Annotated in this window: 16 protein-coding genes and 1 CRISPR repeat array (1 of these 17 cut by a window edge); of the genes, 5 read left to right on the forward strand and 11 right to left on the reverse strand. The window is 69.5% G+C overall.

The window, feature by feature from the left end:
* Positions 1-120: 120 nt before the first annotated feature.
* Entirely contained in the window at positions 121-336 is a 216-nt protein-coding gene (locus tag F4559_RS04450) for a hypothetical protein (protein ID WP_184666301.1), read from the reverse strand.
* Positions 337-543: 207 nt separating this feature from the next.
* Here F4559_RS04450 and F4559_RS04455 point away from each other — a divergent pair, with 207 nt between their 5' ends.
* Positions 544-1,206 (forward strand): HAD family hydrolase, encoded by a 663-nt coding sequence (locus F4559_RS04455; protein ID WP_184666302.1) that lies wholly within the window; start codon positions 544-546, stop codon positions 1,204-1,206.
* Here the strand turns inward: F4559_RS04455 and F4559_RS04460 are convergent.
* From F4559_RS04460 to F4559_RS04470, 3 genes are read right to left on the reverse strand one after another with little or no spacing between them, the layout of a single operon-like run.
* Positions 1,198-2,625, reverse strand: a complete 1,428-nt coding sequence (locus F4559_RS04460) for a helix-turn-helix domain-containing protein (protein WP_486374938.1) — start codon at positions 2,623-2,625, stop codon at positions 1,198-1,200. The genes F4559_RS04455 and F4559_RS04460 overlap by 9 nt on opposite strands.
* A 2-nt stretch (positions 2,626-2,627) precedes the next feature.
* Positions 2,628-2,828 carry a DUF397 domain-containing protein gene (locus tag F4559_RS04465; RefSeq protein ID WP_184666304.1) on the reverse strand — a complete coding sequence of 67 codons (201 nt, stop codon included), beginning with the start codon at positions 2,826-2,828 and terminating at the stop codon, positions 2,628-2,630.
* Positions 2,829-3,710: a helix-turn-helix domain-containing protein gene (locus F4559_RS04470; RefSeq protein WP_184666305.1), complete on the reverse strand. Its 882-nt coding sequence runs from the start codon at positions 3,708-3,710 to the stop codon at positions 2,829-2,831. It abuts the gene before it with no gap.
* Positions 3,711-3,965: 255 nt separating this feature from the next.
* Here F4559_RS04470 and F4559_RS04475 point away from each other — a divergent pair, with 255 nt between their 5' ends.
* From F4559_RS04475 to F4559_RS04485, 3 genes are all read left to right on the forward strand, one after another.
* On the forward strand, positions 3,966-4,274 hold the full coding sequence (locus F4559_RS04475) for an HC3 family zinc finger protein (protein WP_184666306.1): 309 nt from the start codon (positions 3,966-3,968) through the stop codon (positions 4,272-4,274).
* Between the two features lie 585 nt (positions 4,275-4,859).
* Positions 4,860-5,183: an AAA family ATPase gene (locus F4559_RS36685; RefSeq protein ID WP_376774704.1), complete on the forward strand. Its 324-nt coding sequence runs from the start codon at positions 4,860-4,862 to the stop codon at positions 5,181-5,183.
* Positions 5,098-5,382, forward strand: a complete 285-nt coding sequence (locus F4559_RS04485) for a tetratricopeptide repeat protein (RefSeq protein ID WP_312865979.1) — start codon at positions 5,098-5,100, stop codon at positions 5,380-5,382. Before F4559_RS36685 ends, F4559_RS04485 begins: the two co-directional genes overlap by 86 nt.
* A 436-nt stretch (positions 5,383-5,818) precedes the next feature.
* Here the strand turns inward: F4559_RS04485 and mobF are convergent, their stop codons facing one another.
* Together mobF and F4559_RS04495 are read right to left on the reverse strand one after the other, a co-directional pair.
* Complete coding sequence (gene mobF, locus F4559_RS35780) at positions 5,819-9,526, reverse strand: MobF family relaxase (protein ID WP_184666308.1); 3,708 nt, start codon at positions 9,524-9,526, stop codon at positions 5,819-5,821.
* Between the two features lie 178 nt (positions 9,527-9,704).
* Complete coding sequence (locus tag F4559_RS04495; RefSeq protein WP_184666309.1) at positions 9,705-10,007, reverse strand: hypothetical protein; 303 nt, start codon at positions 10,005-10,007, stop codon at positions 9,705-9,707.
* Positions 10,008-10,182: 175 nt separating this feature from the next.
* On the opposite strand from F4559_RS04495, the gene F4559_RS04500 reads away from it, so the two are divergent.
* Positions 10,183-10,452 (forward strand): hypothetical protein, encoded by a 270-nt coding sequence (locus F4559_RS04500; RefSeq protein ID WP_184666310.1) that lies wholly within the window; start codon positions 10,183-10,185, stop codon positions 10,450-10,452.
* A 5-nt stretch (positions 10,453-10,457) separates the two neighbouring features.
* On the opposite strand, the gene F4559_RS04505 is transcribed toward F4559_RS04500, so the two are convergent.
* The 5 genes from F4559_RS04505 to F4559_RS04525 form a co-directional block, all read right to left on the reverse strand.
* A complete protein-coding gene (locus tag F4559_RS04505) occupies positions 10,458-11,357 on the reverse strand; it encodes a hypothetical protein (RefSeq protein ID WP_184666311.1) in 900 nt (299 codons plus the stop codon).
* 419 nt (positions 11,358-11,776) lie between these two features.
* On the reverse strand, positions 11,777-12,163 hold the full coding sequence (gene ssb / locus F4559_RS04510; RefSeq protein ID WP_184666312.1) for a single-stranded DNA-binding protein: 387 nt from the start codon (positions 12,161-12,163) through the stop codon (positions 11,777-11,779).
* A 14-nt stretch (positions 12,164-12,177) separates the two neighbouring features.
* Positions 12,178-13,179 (reverse strand): DUF4192 domain-containing protein, encoded by a 1,002-nt coding sequence (locus F4559_RS04515; RefSeq protein ID WP_184666313.1) that lies wholly within the window; start codon positions 13,177-13,179, stop codon positions 12,178-12,180.
* Between the two features lie 125 nt (positions 13,180-13,304).
* Positions 13,305-14,525, reverse strand: coding sequence for a hypothetical protein (locus tag F4559_RS04520; RefSeq protein WP_184666314.1), 1,221 nt, complete (start codon positions 14,523-14,525; stop codon positions 13,305-13,307).
* Positions 14,526-14,596: 71 nt separating this feature from the next.
* Complete coding sequence (locus F4559_RS04525; protein ID WP_184666315.1) at positions 14,597-15,952, reverse strand: ParB/RepB/Spo0J family partition protein; 1,356 nt, start codon at positions 15,950-15,952, stop codon at positions 14,597-14,599.
* A gap of 606 nt (positions 15,953-16,558) precedes the next feature.
* Positions 16,559-16,627: a CRISPR direct-repeat array (repeat unit 37 nt); it runs 1,275 nt beyond the window's last position.

Below are 16,627 nucleotides of genomic sequence, written 5' to 3' on the forward strand. Positions count from 1 at the left end.
GTCCTTTCCGGACTTTCCTGGGTGGGCGGGGAGTGCTTCGCGGGAGGAGGTGGAGCACTCCCCTCCCTTCGGGAGGACCGTCGGCGGTGTCGGCGCGGTCGCGCGACGGCCGGCGTCGGATCAGGCGGTGGTCAGCTGCTCGTCGGCGGTCAGTTCGTCGCGGGCGCGGACGAGGTGGCCGGTGAGGTCGACGAGTGCGGTTTTGGTGATGACCAGGTCCAGGGCACCACCACCGATCGTGAGGTGGGCCTCGTCGCCGACGATGTGGCAGGAGATCGGCGCGTCACCTTCGATGCGGGCGAACGACGAGGTGCTGTAGCCGATGTGCGTGGACATGGAGGGGTTCCTTTCAAGTGTCGATCGACGTCCTGATGCGGCGAGTCGGGCGAATAACCCCGCCGATCGGGTGCCGGATGCCAGTCGACCAGTCCGCTGCGCACCGGAGTACCTGCCGGAAACCCTCCGTCCGACTGCCAGGTATCGGACGGCCATCGCCTGCTCGGGCAGGATGAGGGCGTAGGCGGCGGACTGGAGGCAGTGGACGTGACGCGGATCGAGGCGGTCTTCTTCGACGTGGGCGAGGTGCTCGTCGACGAGAGCCGCGAGTACGGCACGTGGGCGGACTGGCTCGGAGTGCCCCGGCACACGTTCTCGGCGGTCTTCGGCGCGGTCATCGCCAGCGGCGGGGACTACCGCGACACCTTCCGAGTGTTCAGGCCGGGATTCGACCTGGCCGCGGAACGCGAACGACGGGCCGAGGCGGGGCAGGCGGAGACGTTCGCCGAGGAGAACCTCTACCCGGACGCCCGTCCCTGCCTGGCCGCGCTACGCGACGCCGGTCTGCTGGTCGGGGTGGCGGGCAACCAGACCGCACGGGCCGAACTCGTGCTGCGTGGGCTGGACCTGCCGATCGACGTCCTGGGCACCTCCGACGGGTGGGGTGTGGAGAAGCCGTCGGTCGCGTTCTTCGAGCGGGTGGTGCGCGAGGCCGGGGTGCCCGCGTCGTCGATCCTCTACGTGGGTGACCGGCTGGACAACGACATCCGGCCCGCGCAGGAAGTCGGCGTGGTGACGGCGCTGCTGCGGCGCGGGCCGTGGGGACACATCCTGCGGGTGCCCGAGATCGAGGAACGGTGCCTGTTCCGGCTCGACGGCCTGGCCGAGCTGCCCGCGTTGGTGGCCGGGCACAACGAACGGTCAGCCTGACGTCGCGGCGCGGACGCGTTCGCGCAACAGGGCGGCGTAGGGCGTGCCGGCCAGGGCCTTGCCGACCTCGGGTGCGCGCTTCGCCGCCATGGCGTAGCCGTCCTGGCCGAGCAGATCGCACGCCTGGCCGAGCAGATCGCACGCCTGGCCGAGCAGATCGCACGCCTGGCCGAGCAGATCGCACGCCTGGCCGGCGGTGGTGTACGCCAGCTCGGCGTCGGTCGACGCCTGGGCGGCGGCGAGGTCGAACAGCACGACCGCGCGTTGTTTGCCGGCGGTGGGGGACAGTCGGTCGAGCGCGTTGCGCAGGCGTGGCGTGGCGTCGTGCGGTCGGCCCGCGAGCAGCAGGCTGTTGCCGGCGAACCCGTCGAGCCGTGCGCTGTCGTAGAAGTCCAGCCACAACGCGTCGGTGCCGATGGTCGTCAGGGCGTCCTCGGCGGCCCTGATCCGGGCCACGCTGTCGGCGGCCTGGCCGGTGCGTGCCGAGATCTCGCTGTCCACGCAGTGCAGCCACGACCGCAGCAGCGGCCCGCCGTCGTACCGGACGTGGGCGTGGGCGGCGGCGAGCAGGGCACGTGCCTCCGGTCCCCGTCCCGCGAAACCGGGCACGAACGCACGGTGCGCCAGCACGGCGGCGGCCAGGCCGTGGTCGCGTGAATGGTCGGCCGCGTCCTGCGCGAGCCGAAAGAACGACCCCGCCAGGTCCTCGCGGTCCAGGTCGAAGAACGCGAGACGGGCGGCCAGCAGTGCACTTTCCGCCACCGCCGCGGCCAGTCCGACGGAGGTCGTGGTTTTGAGCAGGTTCTCGCCGAACTGCGCGTGGGAGACCACAGCGGGCAGGAGATCGGCGGCGGGCCTGGTCCAGTAGAGGCTGCGGTGGGACGTGGCGATGGCCGCGAACGCGTCGACCGCGCGCGGGTCGAGCGTGCTGCCCGGCGTCCTGGTCAGCGCCTCGATGCTGTCAGGGAGCGCGAGTCCCTGGGTCAGCAGCGGGGTGAGGCTCGCCCCCAGCTGCCCGGTCAGGAACATCTTCCGGTTGAACTCGTTTCCGTTGCCCAGCAGCACCAGGGTCACCTTCCTCACGATCGCGTCGACGTCCTGCGCGGTCACGGCGGGCGGTTCGGCCGGGCGTCGGGGTCGCAACGCCAGCTCCTCCGAGGAAAGCAGACCCAAGTCACTGGCGGGAAGTCGGAACACCTGGACCAGGTGCTTCTGGTAGCGGGGTTCGGGTTTCCGGTCACCCGACTCCCACCGGCGGACGACCTCGGCGGTGAGCCCCGGCTCGGGCTCCCCGGCCTGGCCCATGCTCCGCTTGATCCTGGTCACCACCTCGTCGCGACTCCACCCCCGTTGAAGCCGTTCCCACGTGAGCCGGGTGTTGGGCGGGTGCTTCGGCGGCGCACTGCGACGCGACCCCATGCCTATCGCCCGACCTGGGCGTCACCGGACTTGATCGTGCTCAGGAACCCGGCCCAGCCGCGTCGTGACAGCACGAGGACGCCTTCGTCGGGGGCCTTGCTGTCCCGAAGACCGACGCCGTCGCCGCCGAAACCGACCTCCACGCAGTCGTTGTCCGGCGGACCGCTGTAGGAGGACTTGCGCCACGCGGTGAAGGTGCTCATCTACTTGGTACTTCCCTTCGTCGCAGACCCTGCTGCGAGATCGAGCAGCAGTCGCCTGCTCTGTTCGGGTCCGAGGGCGGTGGCCCGCTGGTAGTCCCAGCGGGTCAGGTAGCGGACGGTGCGTTTGCTGTGGTCGACGTACTCGCCGCCCTCGTCGTGCTCCAGGTAGATGATGTCCACGGTCGGCGTCGTGTCGTAGCCGAAGATCGAGTAGGGGCGGCCCTGCCCCATGTAGAAGCCGACGTCGAACGGCACCACCTGGAACTCCACGTTCGGCCGGTCGAGGACGTGGTCCACGAGGTGTCGCACCTGCTCGCGCAGCACGGCCGGGTCCGAGGCCCGGCGCAACGCCGCCTCGTCGACGATGAACCAGAACCGCTGGTGGAGGTTGTCGAGCACCCGCTGCCGGGCCAGGCGGTTGGTGACGCTCGCGTCGGCGTGCTCGCGGCTCAGCGACGGCCGCCACGCACGCAGGTTCATCCGCATGTACGCCTCGGTCTGGAGCAGGCCGGGCACGAACATGGCCTGGTACGACGAGTAGCGGTCACAGCTCGGCTCCATGTCGACCAACAACCGCAGGTGCTCGGGGAACCGCGTGCTGAACGCGCCCTTCTTCCGCCGGTTGTCGCTCTCGGCCTGAAGCGCCCGCGCGTAGTCCCGATCGCTGTCGGCGGCCCCGAACCGGTCGAGCAGGACATCCAGCTCCGGCAGGGAGATCCCGCTGCCGCCCTCGACGTGGGAGATCTTCTTCTGGGTGCAGCCGAGCGCGCCCGCCGCGTCCTCCTGGGTGCGGCCCGCGTTCTCGCGCAGCCGGGCGAGCTGCCTGCCGAGCACGACCTTCATGACGGCCGGCGGCAACTGCAACCTGGGCTGCTCGGTCATGGCTTCCTTCGCGGGCGTCGGGAGTCCCGGCCACCGGCGCTATGTGCCGGTTCACCTGTTTGATTAGACCATAACCTGTCTACTCGGGTTACTGTGAGGTTGGCTCGCTCCGGAAGGCCAGGATTCTGGTGACCCTCTCGTGGGGCCTGCCCGAGTAGTCAAGTCGAGTGACGCACGCCGGGGGTGGCGGTCCCGCCTCCCTCCCGATCCGACGCCGACCCCGTACTCGAACACCGACCAGGTGATGACCAGGTGATGGCTGTGGACCCTCGTGACTTCCGATGGCTGCCCCACGACGGCAACCGCCACGCGATCCCGTACACCCTGTCGTCCGGCGAGACCGGCAGCACGTTATGCGGCCTCGCCGTGACCGTTCCCCGCCGGAGCCCGCCCCAGTTCCCGGACGGGTGCTGGCCGACGTGCGAGACCTGTGACGCCTCGTGGCGCCGCCACGAGGGAATCCCGCTGTTCTCGGAACGACGCACAGTCAACGGACGACGACCGACACTGCTGAAGCGCCCACCGACCACGGTTGTGATCATCACCCACGTTCTGGAGCACTGACCGAACCCACAGCGAATTTGGGCTGTGGTCACTCCTGACGGCAGGCCGACGCAGACATCTTCGAACGCGCCGAACGGGACCAAGCTGAACCCTGAGACCGGCGACTTGCCGCCCTGTCCCAAGAGGGCAGTAATACGAGTGGCCCTGGCCCGTAGTAATGGCAAGATCCGAAGTGCAAGCCGTGACCGCCACGATGTCGCGGCTCTCCGCTATGTCCCGGACAACCAGCGTCGACAGGCCGGAAAGCGCCGTCCTCGCAAGAGTCGACATCCATCAAGGCATCGTGATCATGGATGGCCACTTCACCTGGATGTCGACCGGGGCCCCGGATCGGCTCGTTTGACGTACCCCCGTCGAGACTCGAATTCAGTGCGGGCCGCAATCGTGCGTTGTGGCAGATGGTGGGTGTGATTTCTGGTTACGGCCGGTAGTGGGTGGTCGAGGAGTTCGGGGTGAGCGTTGGCCGATTCCGACGAAGGTGTCCCTGGCTGGGTGGGCCAGACTGGCGCGGCCACTGGCGGTGCGATGCTGAACCAGGCCGGACGGGACATTGCATATCACGCGCCCGCGCCGGTGATGCCGGCGATGGAGTCGGTGTTCGCGGTGGCGGGCGTGGGTCGCGTTCCGTCAAGGTCGGGCGTGTTTGTTGGCCGGTCGGACCAGTTGGCACGCCTGGACGCAGCGGTGCCCGGGGCGGTTGGCCGTGCGGTGGTGGTCGCCGTCCATGGTCTGGGTGGGGTGGGCAAATCCACTCTGGCCGCCCGGTTCGCCGAACTGCACGCGGACAGGTTCGCGCCGGTGTGGTGGGTGACTGCGGACTCGCCTGCACAACCTGGCTGGCGCCTGTCACGCCGTCGGCAATTTGGGGCGCGCGGTTCCTTTGTACGAGGCTACCCTTGTCGACCGTGAACGCGTATTGGGTCCTGATCATCCTGACACGCTTCAGTCTCGCAACAACCTTGCTGGAGCCTATCAATATGCTGGTGATCTGGACCGGGCAATTCGGCTGTACCAAGCCACTCTCGTCGACTGTGAACGCGTCTTTGGGCTAGTTCACCCTAGTGCCGCGATCGTCCGGAGAAACCTTGGCCGCGCCCGCAGGCGCTGACCGGCACTCATGTGCTGTACGCGGCCGATAGGGTCGATCCTGTGGTCGATGTGTCCGGCGTAATTGATTGGTAGGTTTCGGCCTTTGGTCAGCGGTCGCAAAGTTGATGGCTAAGGGGTGAGCGCAGGCTCGGGAATGAGTGCGGCGCGAATCGGACGACTACTCTTTTCAACGCTTCCAAGTCTTGACGGGCCATCGGTCGGACGGCCTTGCGGATCAGGCGCGCCACAGGTCCGGAAAACGACCTGCGGGCACACGTTTGCCACTGCGCCGACATTCTCTGGGTCCGTAGGAAGCCAGAAAGGACACATCGTGCACGGCGAAGCGCACCGAGATTGCTGGCGGTCAGACCCTTGGCGCACAACGACAACACGACCTCATCCACATCCGCGCGCCGACGCAGCCGCGCACGTCTGCCGACCCGAAAGCCACTTGATCACCAAACTTTGGGGCCAATGGTGGGCGAGGCCCAATGTCGGGCCGGTGTGGTGACCTGTGCTTGTTGGACGGGTTGGTCGAGAAGTTGGACACGTTGGCGTAGTCGGGCGAGGCGGTCGGTTGTGGTGGTGAGGTAGAGGGTGAGCTGTGTGTGGGCTCGGTGTCGTGTGCCTTGGCCTGGTGGGGCGGGGTAGGTGGGGTCGGTGTCGGGGATGGTCCAGCGTTCGCGGTAGGCCGCGATCTGACCTGCGTTGCGTAGCCAGGTGTCCGGGTCGGTGGTGGGGTCCCCCAGGGAAGCGGTCCAGGGTGGTCTGGTGGTGGCGGCGTAGTGGGCGAGGGTGCGGACGCGGTAGGTGATGGCGTCGGCTGTGGTGTGGAGCCAGGCGTGCAGTTCGGGGTTGTCGGTGGTGTCGGGTGGCGGGGTGAGCCAGCAGGGGAAGTAGGGGTTGCTGGCGGATGTGGTGTGGGGGAGCTGTTCGAGGGTCTTTGTGAGTCGGTGGTGGAGGACCTGGGCGGTGCTGCGGGCGGTGTGGAGTTCGCGATCTGCGGCTGCTTGGACCAGTGCGGTAGCCGGGTTGTGGCCGTGGTCGGCCAGTTCGGCGAGTACGTCCAGGAGTGCGGGGTGGGCGGGGTCGGTCAGGATCGTGTCCGCGAGGTGGGGGACGGCGGTGTGAAGCCAGTCCTCGGGGTCGGGGTGGCCTGCGTGCAGGCGTAGCGCGTGTTCGTATTCGGGGATGCGGGTGTCGAGGCTGAACGGGTGGTCTTGGGCTTCGCGGAGTTGTTCGGTGGCGGACTTTTCCGTGGTGTCGTGGTTGAGGATCGTGGTCAGGACTCTGTGGGCGGCTTGGGTTTCGTGGTGGCGGTGGAAGAGGTCGCCGGGCAGTAGTGGGGGTTCGTCGAGAGGAATGATGTGATCGGTGGGGAGGTAGAGGTGGTTTTCGGTGGTGCCGCGTGAGGTGGCGACGGCGGCGAGTTCGCGGGTGGCGTGGCGGGAGAGGTGTGCCCGGTTGACCTCGACGGTGATGCCCTGGGTTCGGTGGATGGTGGCGGCGTAGCCGAGTTCTACGTGTCGGGCCACGTAGTCTGCGGGCAGGGTTGTGGTTCGGTGGTGGACGTGGTGGCGCACTTTCAGGCTGCCGTCGGGGTTGCGGTTGAGCACGGTCCACAGGTCGCCGTTTTTGACGTGGTCGCCGCGTGCGATACGGAGGTCGCGGCGGTTGAGGCGGGTGACGACGAGGTCGCCTTGGCCGGCCTGGTTTCCGTCGTGCAGGGGGACGCCGGTGGGTTCGACGATTCCCTTTGTTCGCAGGTCGCTTTGGGCTCGGGCGGACAAGGCGGCGGTGACGGTGTTGGTGTCGGAGGACATGATGCTGGTGCGACCGGCTTCCCGGTCGGCGAGCCAGTCGGTGTAGAGGCGGTCGAGTACCGCGGGTTCGGGGCCTCCGTGGAGTCGGTCGTTGGTCGAGTACCAGTTCGCGGCGTCGCGGTCTCCGCGTCGGACGGCGAGGACGGCGTGGGCTTCGTCGGGATTGGTGAAGCGGTGCAGGTGGGTGAGTTCGACGCCGCCGGTTTCGTTGTGCAGCAGGCGTAGTGCCCCTCCTGTTTCCACAGCGCCGAGCTGGCGGTGGTCGCCGACCAGGCGGACGACGGCACCGTGTTCTTCCGCGATGTGTCGGAGGCGGTCCAGTAGGCGGGTTCCGGCCATGCCGGCTTCGTCGACCAGGAGCATGTCTCCCTGCCGTACGGGTGTGGGCAGGCCGTGGTCGTGGGTGTGGACGAGGCGGTGCAGGGTGTCGGCGTGGATTCCCAGCATCTGCCCGAGAACGGCCGCGGCGGTGGCGGACGGGGCGAGGCCGATGACCTTTCCGCCCGTGGTGGTCCAGGCTGTCGCGACGGCGCGTAGTGCGGTGCTTTTGCCCGATCCGGGTGGGCCGATGGCGACTGAGAGCGCCTTTCCGGAGGTCGTGAAGGCGTGGACGAGGGCGCGTTGGTCCGGGTCGAGAACGGTGCGGCGTTCCAGGCGGGTGATGACGGCGTCGGCGACGGCCGGTGCGACGGCGGGGCCAGCGTGGGCGCGGGCGGCGTGGAGCAGGCGTTGTTCGGCGTCGAGGATGGCCTGACTGGTGTGACGGGCGTCGTCGTGGCGGCGGAACACCGACTCGCCGTCGGCCCGGCGCAACCCGACGGGAACGGGGCCGGGATCGAGGTCCAGGCGCAGTGAGTGGCGTCGCAGGGCTCGGTCGGTGATGTCGTCGACCAGGCTGTGATGGCGGGTTTCGGGGCCGGTGGGCAGGCCGCGTAGCGAGCGTTCGACCTCGGCTCGGACGTGGTACACGGTCCAGGTGGCGCGCGTCGTCGACACGACGTCCACGGCCTGCGCGGCGAGTCGGTCGAGGTCGGGGACGGGCCCGCTCGGCACCGGTGCGGTGTTGACGGCGTGGTGCAGCACGGTGGCGATGTCCAGGTCCGGGCGTAGCGCGCGGGCTCGGGCGGCCCACTCGGAGAGCCGGTCGCGCAACGGCACGGGGTGTTCCTTGGCGGGCCGGTCGGTCACCGCGGCCTGTTGCGCCAGGCGCAGTTGCACTGACCGGGTGGGCGTCGTGCCGTATCGGGCGACGTGGTCGGCCACGAGCCGGTCGTAGACGGACTCGACCTGGCGACGCCGCCGCGAGAACCCCTCGATCCACTCGGTGGGCAGGCCGGCGATGTGTCGGATCGGCCGATGGTCGCCCCGGTGTTCGACCACCCAGCGCACGTTCAGGCGTCGGGTGATGCCGCGTTCCCAGGCCGCGTTGTAGACCTCCGAGGCGGACACGGCGACGCGGTGCAACTGCCGCGAGTCCAGCGTGCGCCACCGCCCGTCCGTGCAGCGCACGGCGTTGGCCAGGGCCACGTGGGTGTGCAGGTTCGGGTCCCCGGCGCGGGACTCGCGATGCGTGAACGCGGTCGCGATCAGCCCGTGCGTGTCGACCTGTGCGATCCCGGCCTTGCCGACGCGACTGAAGGCGGCTTCCCGTTCCAGGTAGGCGATCGCGGTGCGGACGGCCTCGTGGTGGGCCTGCTCGACGGCGACCCGGACCCGGTGGTCGCCCAACGCCCACAGCAGGTCCCCGGTCTTGGTCGGCTGGCTGAACACCAGGTCGAACCCGCTGACCGGCTGCCGCACCCGACCCAACTCGTCGACCAGGAACGTCCGTACCTGGGCCTGGGTCGGCTCCCCGGGGCGGGTGCGGGCGAGTAGGTGCCGGGCGGTTTCCTCTTTCAGCGCACGGCGTTCGGCGATGTCCGGACGGCGGCCGTTCTCCTCTGCGAACCGGGCGTAGGCGGCGGTGAGGTCGTGCAACAGCGGCACGTCGTTGTCGTAGCTGGCCAACGCCCGCCCCAGGCGCACCGACCGGATCGCCTCCTCGACGCGGGCACCGGAGGCGACCGCGGCGGAGACCAGGACGTTCGCCTCGGGGTGCAGGCGTTCGCCGAACAGCGCCTGCATCTGGTCCTCACGGACCTCCCCGGCGACCCCGAGATCGGCGCAGCCGGACCCGATCCACTGGCCGGGCGGGTTGCCTTCGGCGAGGTAGTAGGAGGCCAGCGGGTCACGGCCGTGGCGCGGCAAGTCCCCGGTGGCGACCTGCCGCATCAGGTACTGATAGCCGTCCCCGGCGTGCAGGACCTTCAACGCCATCACCGCACCGACGCTAAGCGTCACCTGCGGCGGGAACCCCGATCCGGCGACGGATTCACGGGTCCGCGCACTGCACAGTGCCAGAGGTGTCTCGGTTTGGATCTTTCAGGCAGACCTTGGGTCCTATTCGGACGATGGTGTCCCAGCCTGGCTTGTCGGGTGTGCCCGGAGGGTTCCGGGCACACCGTCGAAGAAGTGCGGATCAGCAGGGGTAGCTCCACGCGGGGTTCGCGTCGACCCAGACCCGGACGCCGGTGTTGAGCGTGCGCGTGGCGAAGCGGCTGCCGTCGATGCCCTCGTTGGAGAATCGCGTTCCCCGGACCCAGGTCCCGACGGCGTTCCCGCCCGACGGGGCGTTCCAGAGCGTCAGCGTCTCGGCGCTCACGCACTGGTAGCCGCTGAGCACCTGCGCGGGGGCCGCTGCGGCGGGGATGGCGGCTGCGGTGACCGTGCCCAGGGCGAGAGCGAGTCCGACGATCGTCCGCCGAGTGCCGATGGACTTCATTTTCTGGTTCTCCCGGTGGTTGGTGATCTGTTCCCATCCGCTGTAAGAGCTTCGGGGCTCGGGCGTGTGGAACCCACCGCCACTCGGGTGATGTTGTGGGGAACCGACGAGAGAGGCCGGGAAATCGGTGCTCAAGTGTTCATTATGGACAGTTCCGGGTCGTAGCGTCGCAGCTATGGCAGGGACTTCGGAACGGATCGAAGCTCGGCGTCGTGCCAGGGAGACGACGGCGCGACGGGTGCGGGAGCTGCGCGAGAGGGAAGAGCGGCTGGGCCGGATGGCGGCGGCGTTCTTCGAACAGGACGCGTTGCGGGAACGTCACGAGCTGGCCTCGGCCCGAAGCGTCGTGGGGTTGCTGGACGCCGGAGAACCGGTCGACGCGGTCGCGGAACTGCTGGGCGTGGAGGTGTCGCGGGTGCGGTGGCTCGCGCGTCGCTGTCGGTAAGCCGGTCAGGCGCGGGTGAGGTCGTCGACTTCGCGGCAGTGCACGCACAGCTCCTGGTCGGCGTGGTCGCCGCACCGCTCGCACCGGCCGGTCACGCGTGGCACCACGGGTCGCGGTCGCGGGGCGGGGCCGGGGTCTGTGGGCAGGGGGTTCCGCTGGACCCAGTCCGCGATGACGACGCGGTCGGCCACGGTGGCGTACTTGCGCCACCACTGGGCCAACAGGGCGCGTGGCCGGTTGTAGGTGGCGGCCAGGAACGCGCAGCGGGCTTGCACGGCGTCGGCACGGGTGTGACCGGGCGGCAGGGCGGGGACGCCGGGACGGCCCCGGTCGCGGCACTCGCCGCACAGCCCGTCGTCCCCGTCGGCCCGGTGGTCCTCGCGGGTGCGTTCGGTCCAGCACCGCACGCACGGCGTGCCGCGCAGGGCGGGGACGGCGGCGCGGTCGTAGTCCAGGCCGCTGGCGTAGACGCGGTCGGTGGTGGCCGGTTCCTCGACGGCGGGTTCGGGCGGGATGGCGCGGTCGGCGATGCGCAGGGCGGCGCGGCGTTCGGGGGTCAGGTGACGGATTTCCCCGGTGCGGCCGGACGTGTCGAGGTCGCGGGGGGCGGTGCGGTGGGATCGGCGGATGGTCGGCGGTTCGGGGGCGGGGCGTGCGGCTTGGCCGAACGCGGCGATGACGGCCCGGTCGTCGTCGGTGGTGGCGGCTTTCCAACGGGCGCGCAGGTGCACCACGGCCCGTCGGGGGAACCGCTCGATGGTGTCCACGCACGCGGCGATGAGCGCGGACGTGTGCGGGTCGGCGTCGGCCAACAGCCGTGTGGTGTGGAATTTCGCGGTGCGCAGGTCGCCGTTGCGGATGGCTTCGGCGACGGTGTCCAGACGGGTCGAGAACGCACAGGTCACGGTGATCAGCTCCCGGGAACGGTCCGCCGGATTCAGGAGCGACGTCCCGATGGATTTCCGGCGCCACCACTATTCTAATTCCATGCGAATTACACTGCTGCGGTCCGGACCGCTTATCACCTGTTCGTGGTCGTGGTATTTCGGTGACCATTTCGCGAGGGTGCGGCAGGAGGGGCGGCGCGCCACGGAGGGCAGGCCCCTGGCCTGCCCTTGTCTTCCTGTCTGAGGCCCGGCGGTGGTCCGTCAAATCGCGCGCTTTGGCCGGAACAATTTCAACGAATTTCACGGGGTGGGGGTCCCGGTGAAATTCGTGCGCTCTGAAATTGTTCCGGACAGCGATTTGACGGACCACCACCGGGCCGTACACTGCGCCGCCCCTCCTGACGTGCCCGGAGGTGACCGTCACGAACCAAGGCGAGTCACGCCGAAGCCTCCGCGGGAACGCTGTCGGTCTGCTGAGCGTTCGCCGTGGCGTAACGCAGTGAAAGGCCGATGTCGTCGATCTCGAACTCGATGACGGTCCGCTTCTCGTCGTCCTTCTCGTAGGACCGCTGCCGCAGGCGCCCGTGGGCGACGACCCGGCTGCCGCGTCGCAGCGATTCGGCGGTGTTCTCGGCGAGCCTGTTCCAGCACACGCAGCGCAGGAACAGGGTGTCGCCGTCCCGCCATTCCCCGGCCTGCCGGTCGAACGTGCGCGTCGACGAGGCGATCGTGAAATGGGCGACCGCCGTCCCGCCCTGGGTGAACCGCAGCTCGGGGCTCGCGGTCAGGTTCCCGATGATCGTGGTGAGGGTTTCCCCGGCCATGACGTGCCTGCCTTTCAGTCCTGGGTGCGGTCGCTGAAGTACGAACGGAGCCGGTCGGGTGACATGCCGGCGGCCATGGCCTTGACGACCAGATGGGAGAGCCGGTGCCCGGGATGTGCCGTCTGGGCGCGTTCCAGGGCGAACGTGGCCAGCACGCCGTCGCCGCGCAGGATCACCGACACCCCGAACAGCACCGCCGCCTCCGCGCACCACGGCGGCGGGCACTCCCGAATCAACTCCGACCAGAGCCGTTCGGCGTCACGGGCACGCGGGCCGACCACCAACGCGAAGCACGCGTCGCGGACCTCCATGTCGGACAACGCCCAGGCCAGGTCGGCGATCTCGCCGTCGGTCAACGGCGTCGACCGTTCGGGGACGGCGTCGACCTGGGCGGTGACCAGGGCGAGCTTGTCGGCGCGCGTGCACGGCTCGTCGGGACGGCCGGGCCACGCGTCCACCGCGACCTCGTCCCACCGCCGCTCGGCCTCCCCGATCAACTTCGCGCGGCGGGCCAACGTGGCGTCGTCGGCCGGGGCGACCAGGGCGCGCATGGCGTCGCGGTCGGGGTAGGTGACGTAGCCGCGCAACGCGGTCAGCATGGCTATGCGGGTGCCGCCCGGCTCCGGCAGGGCACCTCCGATCGAGGGGTCGTCGTAGGAGAACCACTCGGCGCCCGCTGCCACCTCGGGAACACCGAAGCCTTCCAACGACATGTCGAGCAACGACAGGACCTCGGCCAACGCGGTCACCCGGTCGTGGTGTCGCCGGGTGGCGTGGTGGTCGCCGACCACGACGGCGACCATGCTGTCGCAGCCGCCGGACTGAAGCCGGGTGACGACCGCGGCGGCGATCTGCCGGTCGGTCGCGGTGAGGTCCAGGCGCATCACCCACGTCATACGGTCGCCGCGCACGGCCAGGCAGACCAGCGACTCGACGGGGTAGAAGCCGATCAGGTGGGGCAGTCCGGCGATCAGGTCCTCCGTGTCGCACCGGACATCGATGTGTTCTTCGGACATGGTTGTCTCCCAAGGGTTTCCCTCGTGGCGGTCCGGCCGGTCGCCCTCCGCCCGGGGCCCCTCCACAGGGGGAGCGGGGGTGGTCCAAGCGCTTTCCTTGGACCACCCCTGGTGCCCCTGTAGCGTCACCTCGGGCGGTGGGCGGACGTCATCGCGGTCAGTGCCAGGTCGTCGAGCGCGTCGGCGCGGTCCGGGTCGGCCACGGTCTGGCTGAAGCTGGTGATCGCGTGCGCCAGACCGCCGGTGGTGAGCTGCCCGCCGGCGATGAAGTGCCGCAGCACGCCCTCGCGTTCGGCGTCGGTGAACCCGAGTCGTTTGGCCACGACCTTGACCGTGCTTTCCGGCTGGGTGACCGGGGTGGCGGCGGTCTGCTCGACGTGGTCGACCTGTTCGGCCAGGAACTCGGGCGACAACCAGTGCCGCACGGCGTCGCGGGCCTGGGAGGCGATGACGGCCAGGTGCTTGTTCTGGGTGTCCCGGGACCAGGTCACCGTGCCCGCTTCCATCCGGCCGCTCATGTGCACCTTGCGCACCGCCAAGGCGGGCAACGTCAGACCGTTGGAGCACACGCGCACGAACAGCTCCGGCTTGAGCGTCACCGACCCGTCGCCGATCTCGGAGTTGGAGAACCGGAACCCGGCGAACACCACCGGTTCCTCGTCGTAGCCCTGGCCTTCCGCCTGTGCTGCCCGGCGGCCGTCGTCGAGGTCGGTGACGATGCGGCGGCGTTCGGCGTCGAGAGTGGGATCGGAGAACGGGTTGCGGTACCCGGCCAGCAGCGCCGGGGCCAGACGGGCGACGCCGGGGGAGTAGACCTTGCAGTGCATCGCCGACTCGGACAGGTCGCACGCGCGGACCTCGACGTCGACGTCGGCCTGGCGGATGCCGTCGAGCACGGCGGTGAGCACGTCGAGGTTGTCGATGATGCCGTAGCTGTCCGACAACATCGCCCGCAGCACGCCGTCCCCGTCGTCGCGGCGGAACAGGCGCAGCAGGAACGACCGCGGATCAGGCGGGTTGTCGGCGTGGCCGTGCAGCCAACCGTTGACGTTCGCGTCGAACAGGTCGACCCGTTCGGCGCGCAGGCGGCGCAGGTAGCGCAACGAGATGCCGAGCTTGGCGGCGATCGTGCCGTCGGCCGCCGCCGTCGGGACGTACCTTCCGTCCACTGTGGTCACTCCGCGTTCGTCCAACAACGGCGTGACGCCGGACAGGACGATCGCGCCGCGCTCGGACCGGATCGCGGTGGCGGGGGCGACGACGTCGAGCTTGGCGGCGTGCTGATGACGCAGGATCGCCTCCAGATCGCGCAGGGTGGCGTTGCGGGCGCAGGTCGGCAGAGACATGGCAGGTCCTTTCGTGAACGCGAACAGCTCCCCGACCGGGTCTGGTCGGGGAGCCGTTGTGGAATGGGGGATCAGGCCGCTTCGGGGATGTCGGTGACGAGCTTCTCGACCCAGTGCCGGGCCAGACCCCACTTGGTCAACGCGGCGAAGTACCGCTTCTGGCCCGGGGTCGGCGTCCGCCACGTCTGCGGGCCCGTCGACTGCTCGTAGGCGGCCAGGACGATCGCGAGCAACACCGTCGTGAGCCGGTCCTGGCCACGCAGCTTCGACGTCAACGGGTGGGTCCTGCCCGCGCCGGGCTCGCGCAGACCGGGCAGGCGGCAGGCCAACGCGTGCCGGTCTCGGGCCGCGCGGAGAAGTTCGTCGTCACCGGCCAGCAGACTCTCGACGACGAATCGCAACGCACCGCGCGGAGGCGTGGATCGGGCGAGCAGTTCGCGCAACTTCGTCCGGCGGACCGTCTCTGCGGCCCGCCACGCCTGGTTCGACCGGACCACCTGTGCGCGCTCCGCCTTGCGCTCGGCGTCCCACGGACGGTGCGGTTCGGACGTGGCCTGCCACGAGTCGGTGTGACCGTGCCCGGCCCAGTCCCGGCACAACCACGTCGCCCGCACCACACCGTCACCGTCGTCGGAGGTCACCAACGCCGCGTGCCCTGGGCAGGAGAGGTGATCTTCCGGCGCCACCGTCCGGCCCTGGTCCCGCAACCTGGTCAACGGCAACGTGCCCGAGACGATCTCCTCGACCACCGCGATTCCCTCGCGCGCCAGCCGCTCACGCAGCTCGGCGGCCTCCCGCCGCAACCGCGACTCCTCGCGCTGCTCGGCCAACGCGTAATCGAACGTGTCCGGGTCCCGGTCGAGGACCTCGGTCAGGTGCCGGTAGACCTCCTCGTCGTCCTCGAACGACGCCAACCCGGCTGCCTGGTCCAACGTCATTTCCGGATGCCGCTCCACCGCCGCCACGACCGCCTCGCTGCGCCGTGCCCGCAACCCGGCGTGCACCACCTCCACGTCGGTGCCCAACTCGGCAGCCACCTCGTCGGGCCCGAGCCCGAACAACGTCAACTCCTCGAAGATCCGCATCCGATCCCCGGTCCCGTAACCGGCGCGGACCTCGTTGGCGATCCACTGATCCCGCAACCAGTGCCACTCCTCGGTGTCGGCCGCCTCGGTCACGATCACCGGAATCACCGGGAACCGCTCCACCACCGACCGCGACACGATCGTCCGCGAATGCCCGTCCCGAACCCGCAACCCCTCACCGGTCGGGTTCGCGATCACCGGCACCACCACCCCGTGCCGCCGGATACTCGCGCACAACTCCGGCCGCTCCCGCTCGACATCGGTCACCGTGCGGGAATTCCGGTCTACCAACAACACCCGCGGATCGACCAACTCGAACCGCGCGTTCTCCCACCCAGACACCACAGCACCCTCCCGAGGCTCCCGACCGGCCGTCACCGGCCACCCCGTTCCAGGTCGTGTCGATGCCGGCCGCACGTCCGCGGCCCGTGTCGGACGGGGCGCACTCCGCTTGGGACGGCGACGGCATAGCCGTGTCAACACCGCCAAGGCGTCCCGTCGGATTCCGCCCGACCGGAGGGAGGGGCACCGGAATCCGACGGGACGCAGCGGTTTGACACGGCGCCGGCGTCGGCCAGAGTGCGTCGACCCGGTCGACCCGGGCCGGTTTGTGAGTATTCGGCTCGTGAAGTCGTCGGGGCCGCAGACCAACCGTGCGTGGGGGCACGGTATGAAGATGCCTGACGGCGTACTGGGGTCGAGTCGACTGACCTGATCACCACCGTGCCGTCGGGTCGAGGTTCTGGGCGTACCGTCAGCACGGCGGGCCAGGCCGGCGTTGCCACGGATGAGTGATCAACCGGGCGCGACCCACCACACTTCGGAACCCCAAGCGTGAGCAGACACGCCGGGAGGTTCCGAACCGCTGGGCGGCGTGTCGTCTTACTAATTGGGATCGTGGCCTGGTGGATGTTGTTAGGTTCGACGGACTTGCCTGTTCAGGCAGGGGCAGCGCGAGCCCTCCGGGGCTCGCGAGGATCGCAACTGCGCCTCGTTGACCCGCTTGCCCGCGTCGGC

Origin of the sequence: Saccharothrix violaceirubra (assembly GCF_014203755.1) — a bacterium.
GTDB lineage: Bacteria > Actinomycetota > Actinomycetes > Mycobacteriales > Pseudonocardiaceae > Actinosynnema > Actinosynnema violaceirubrum.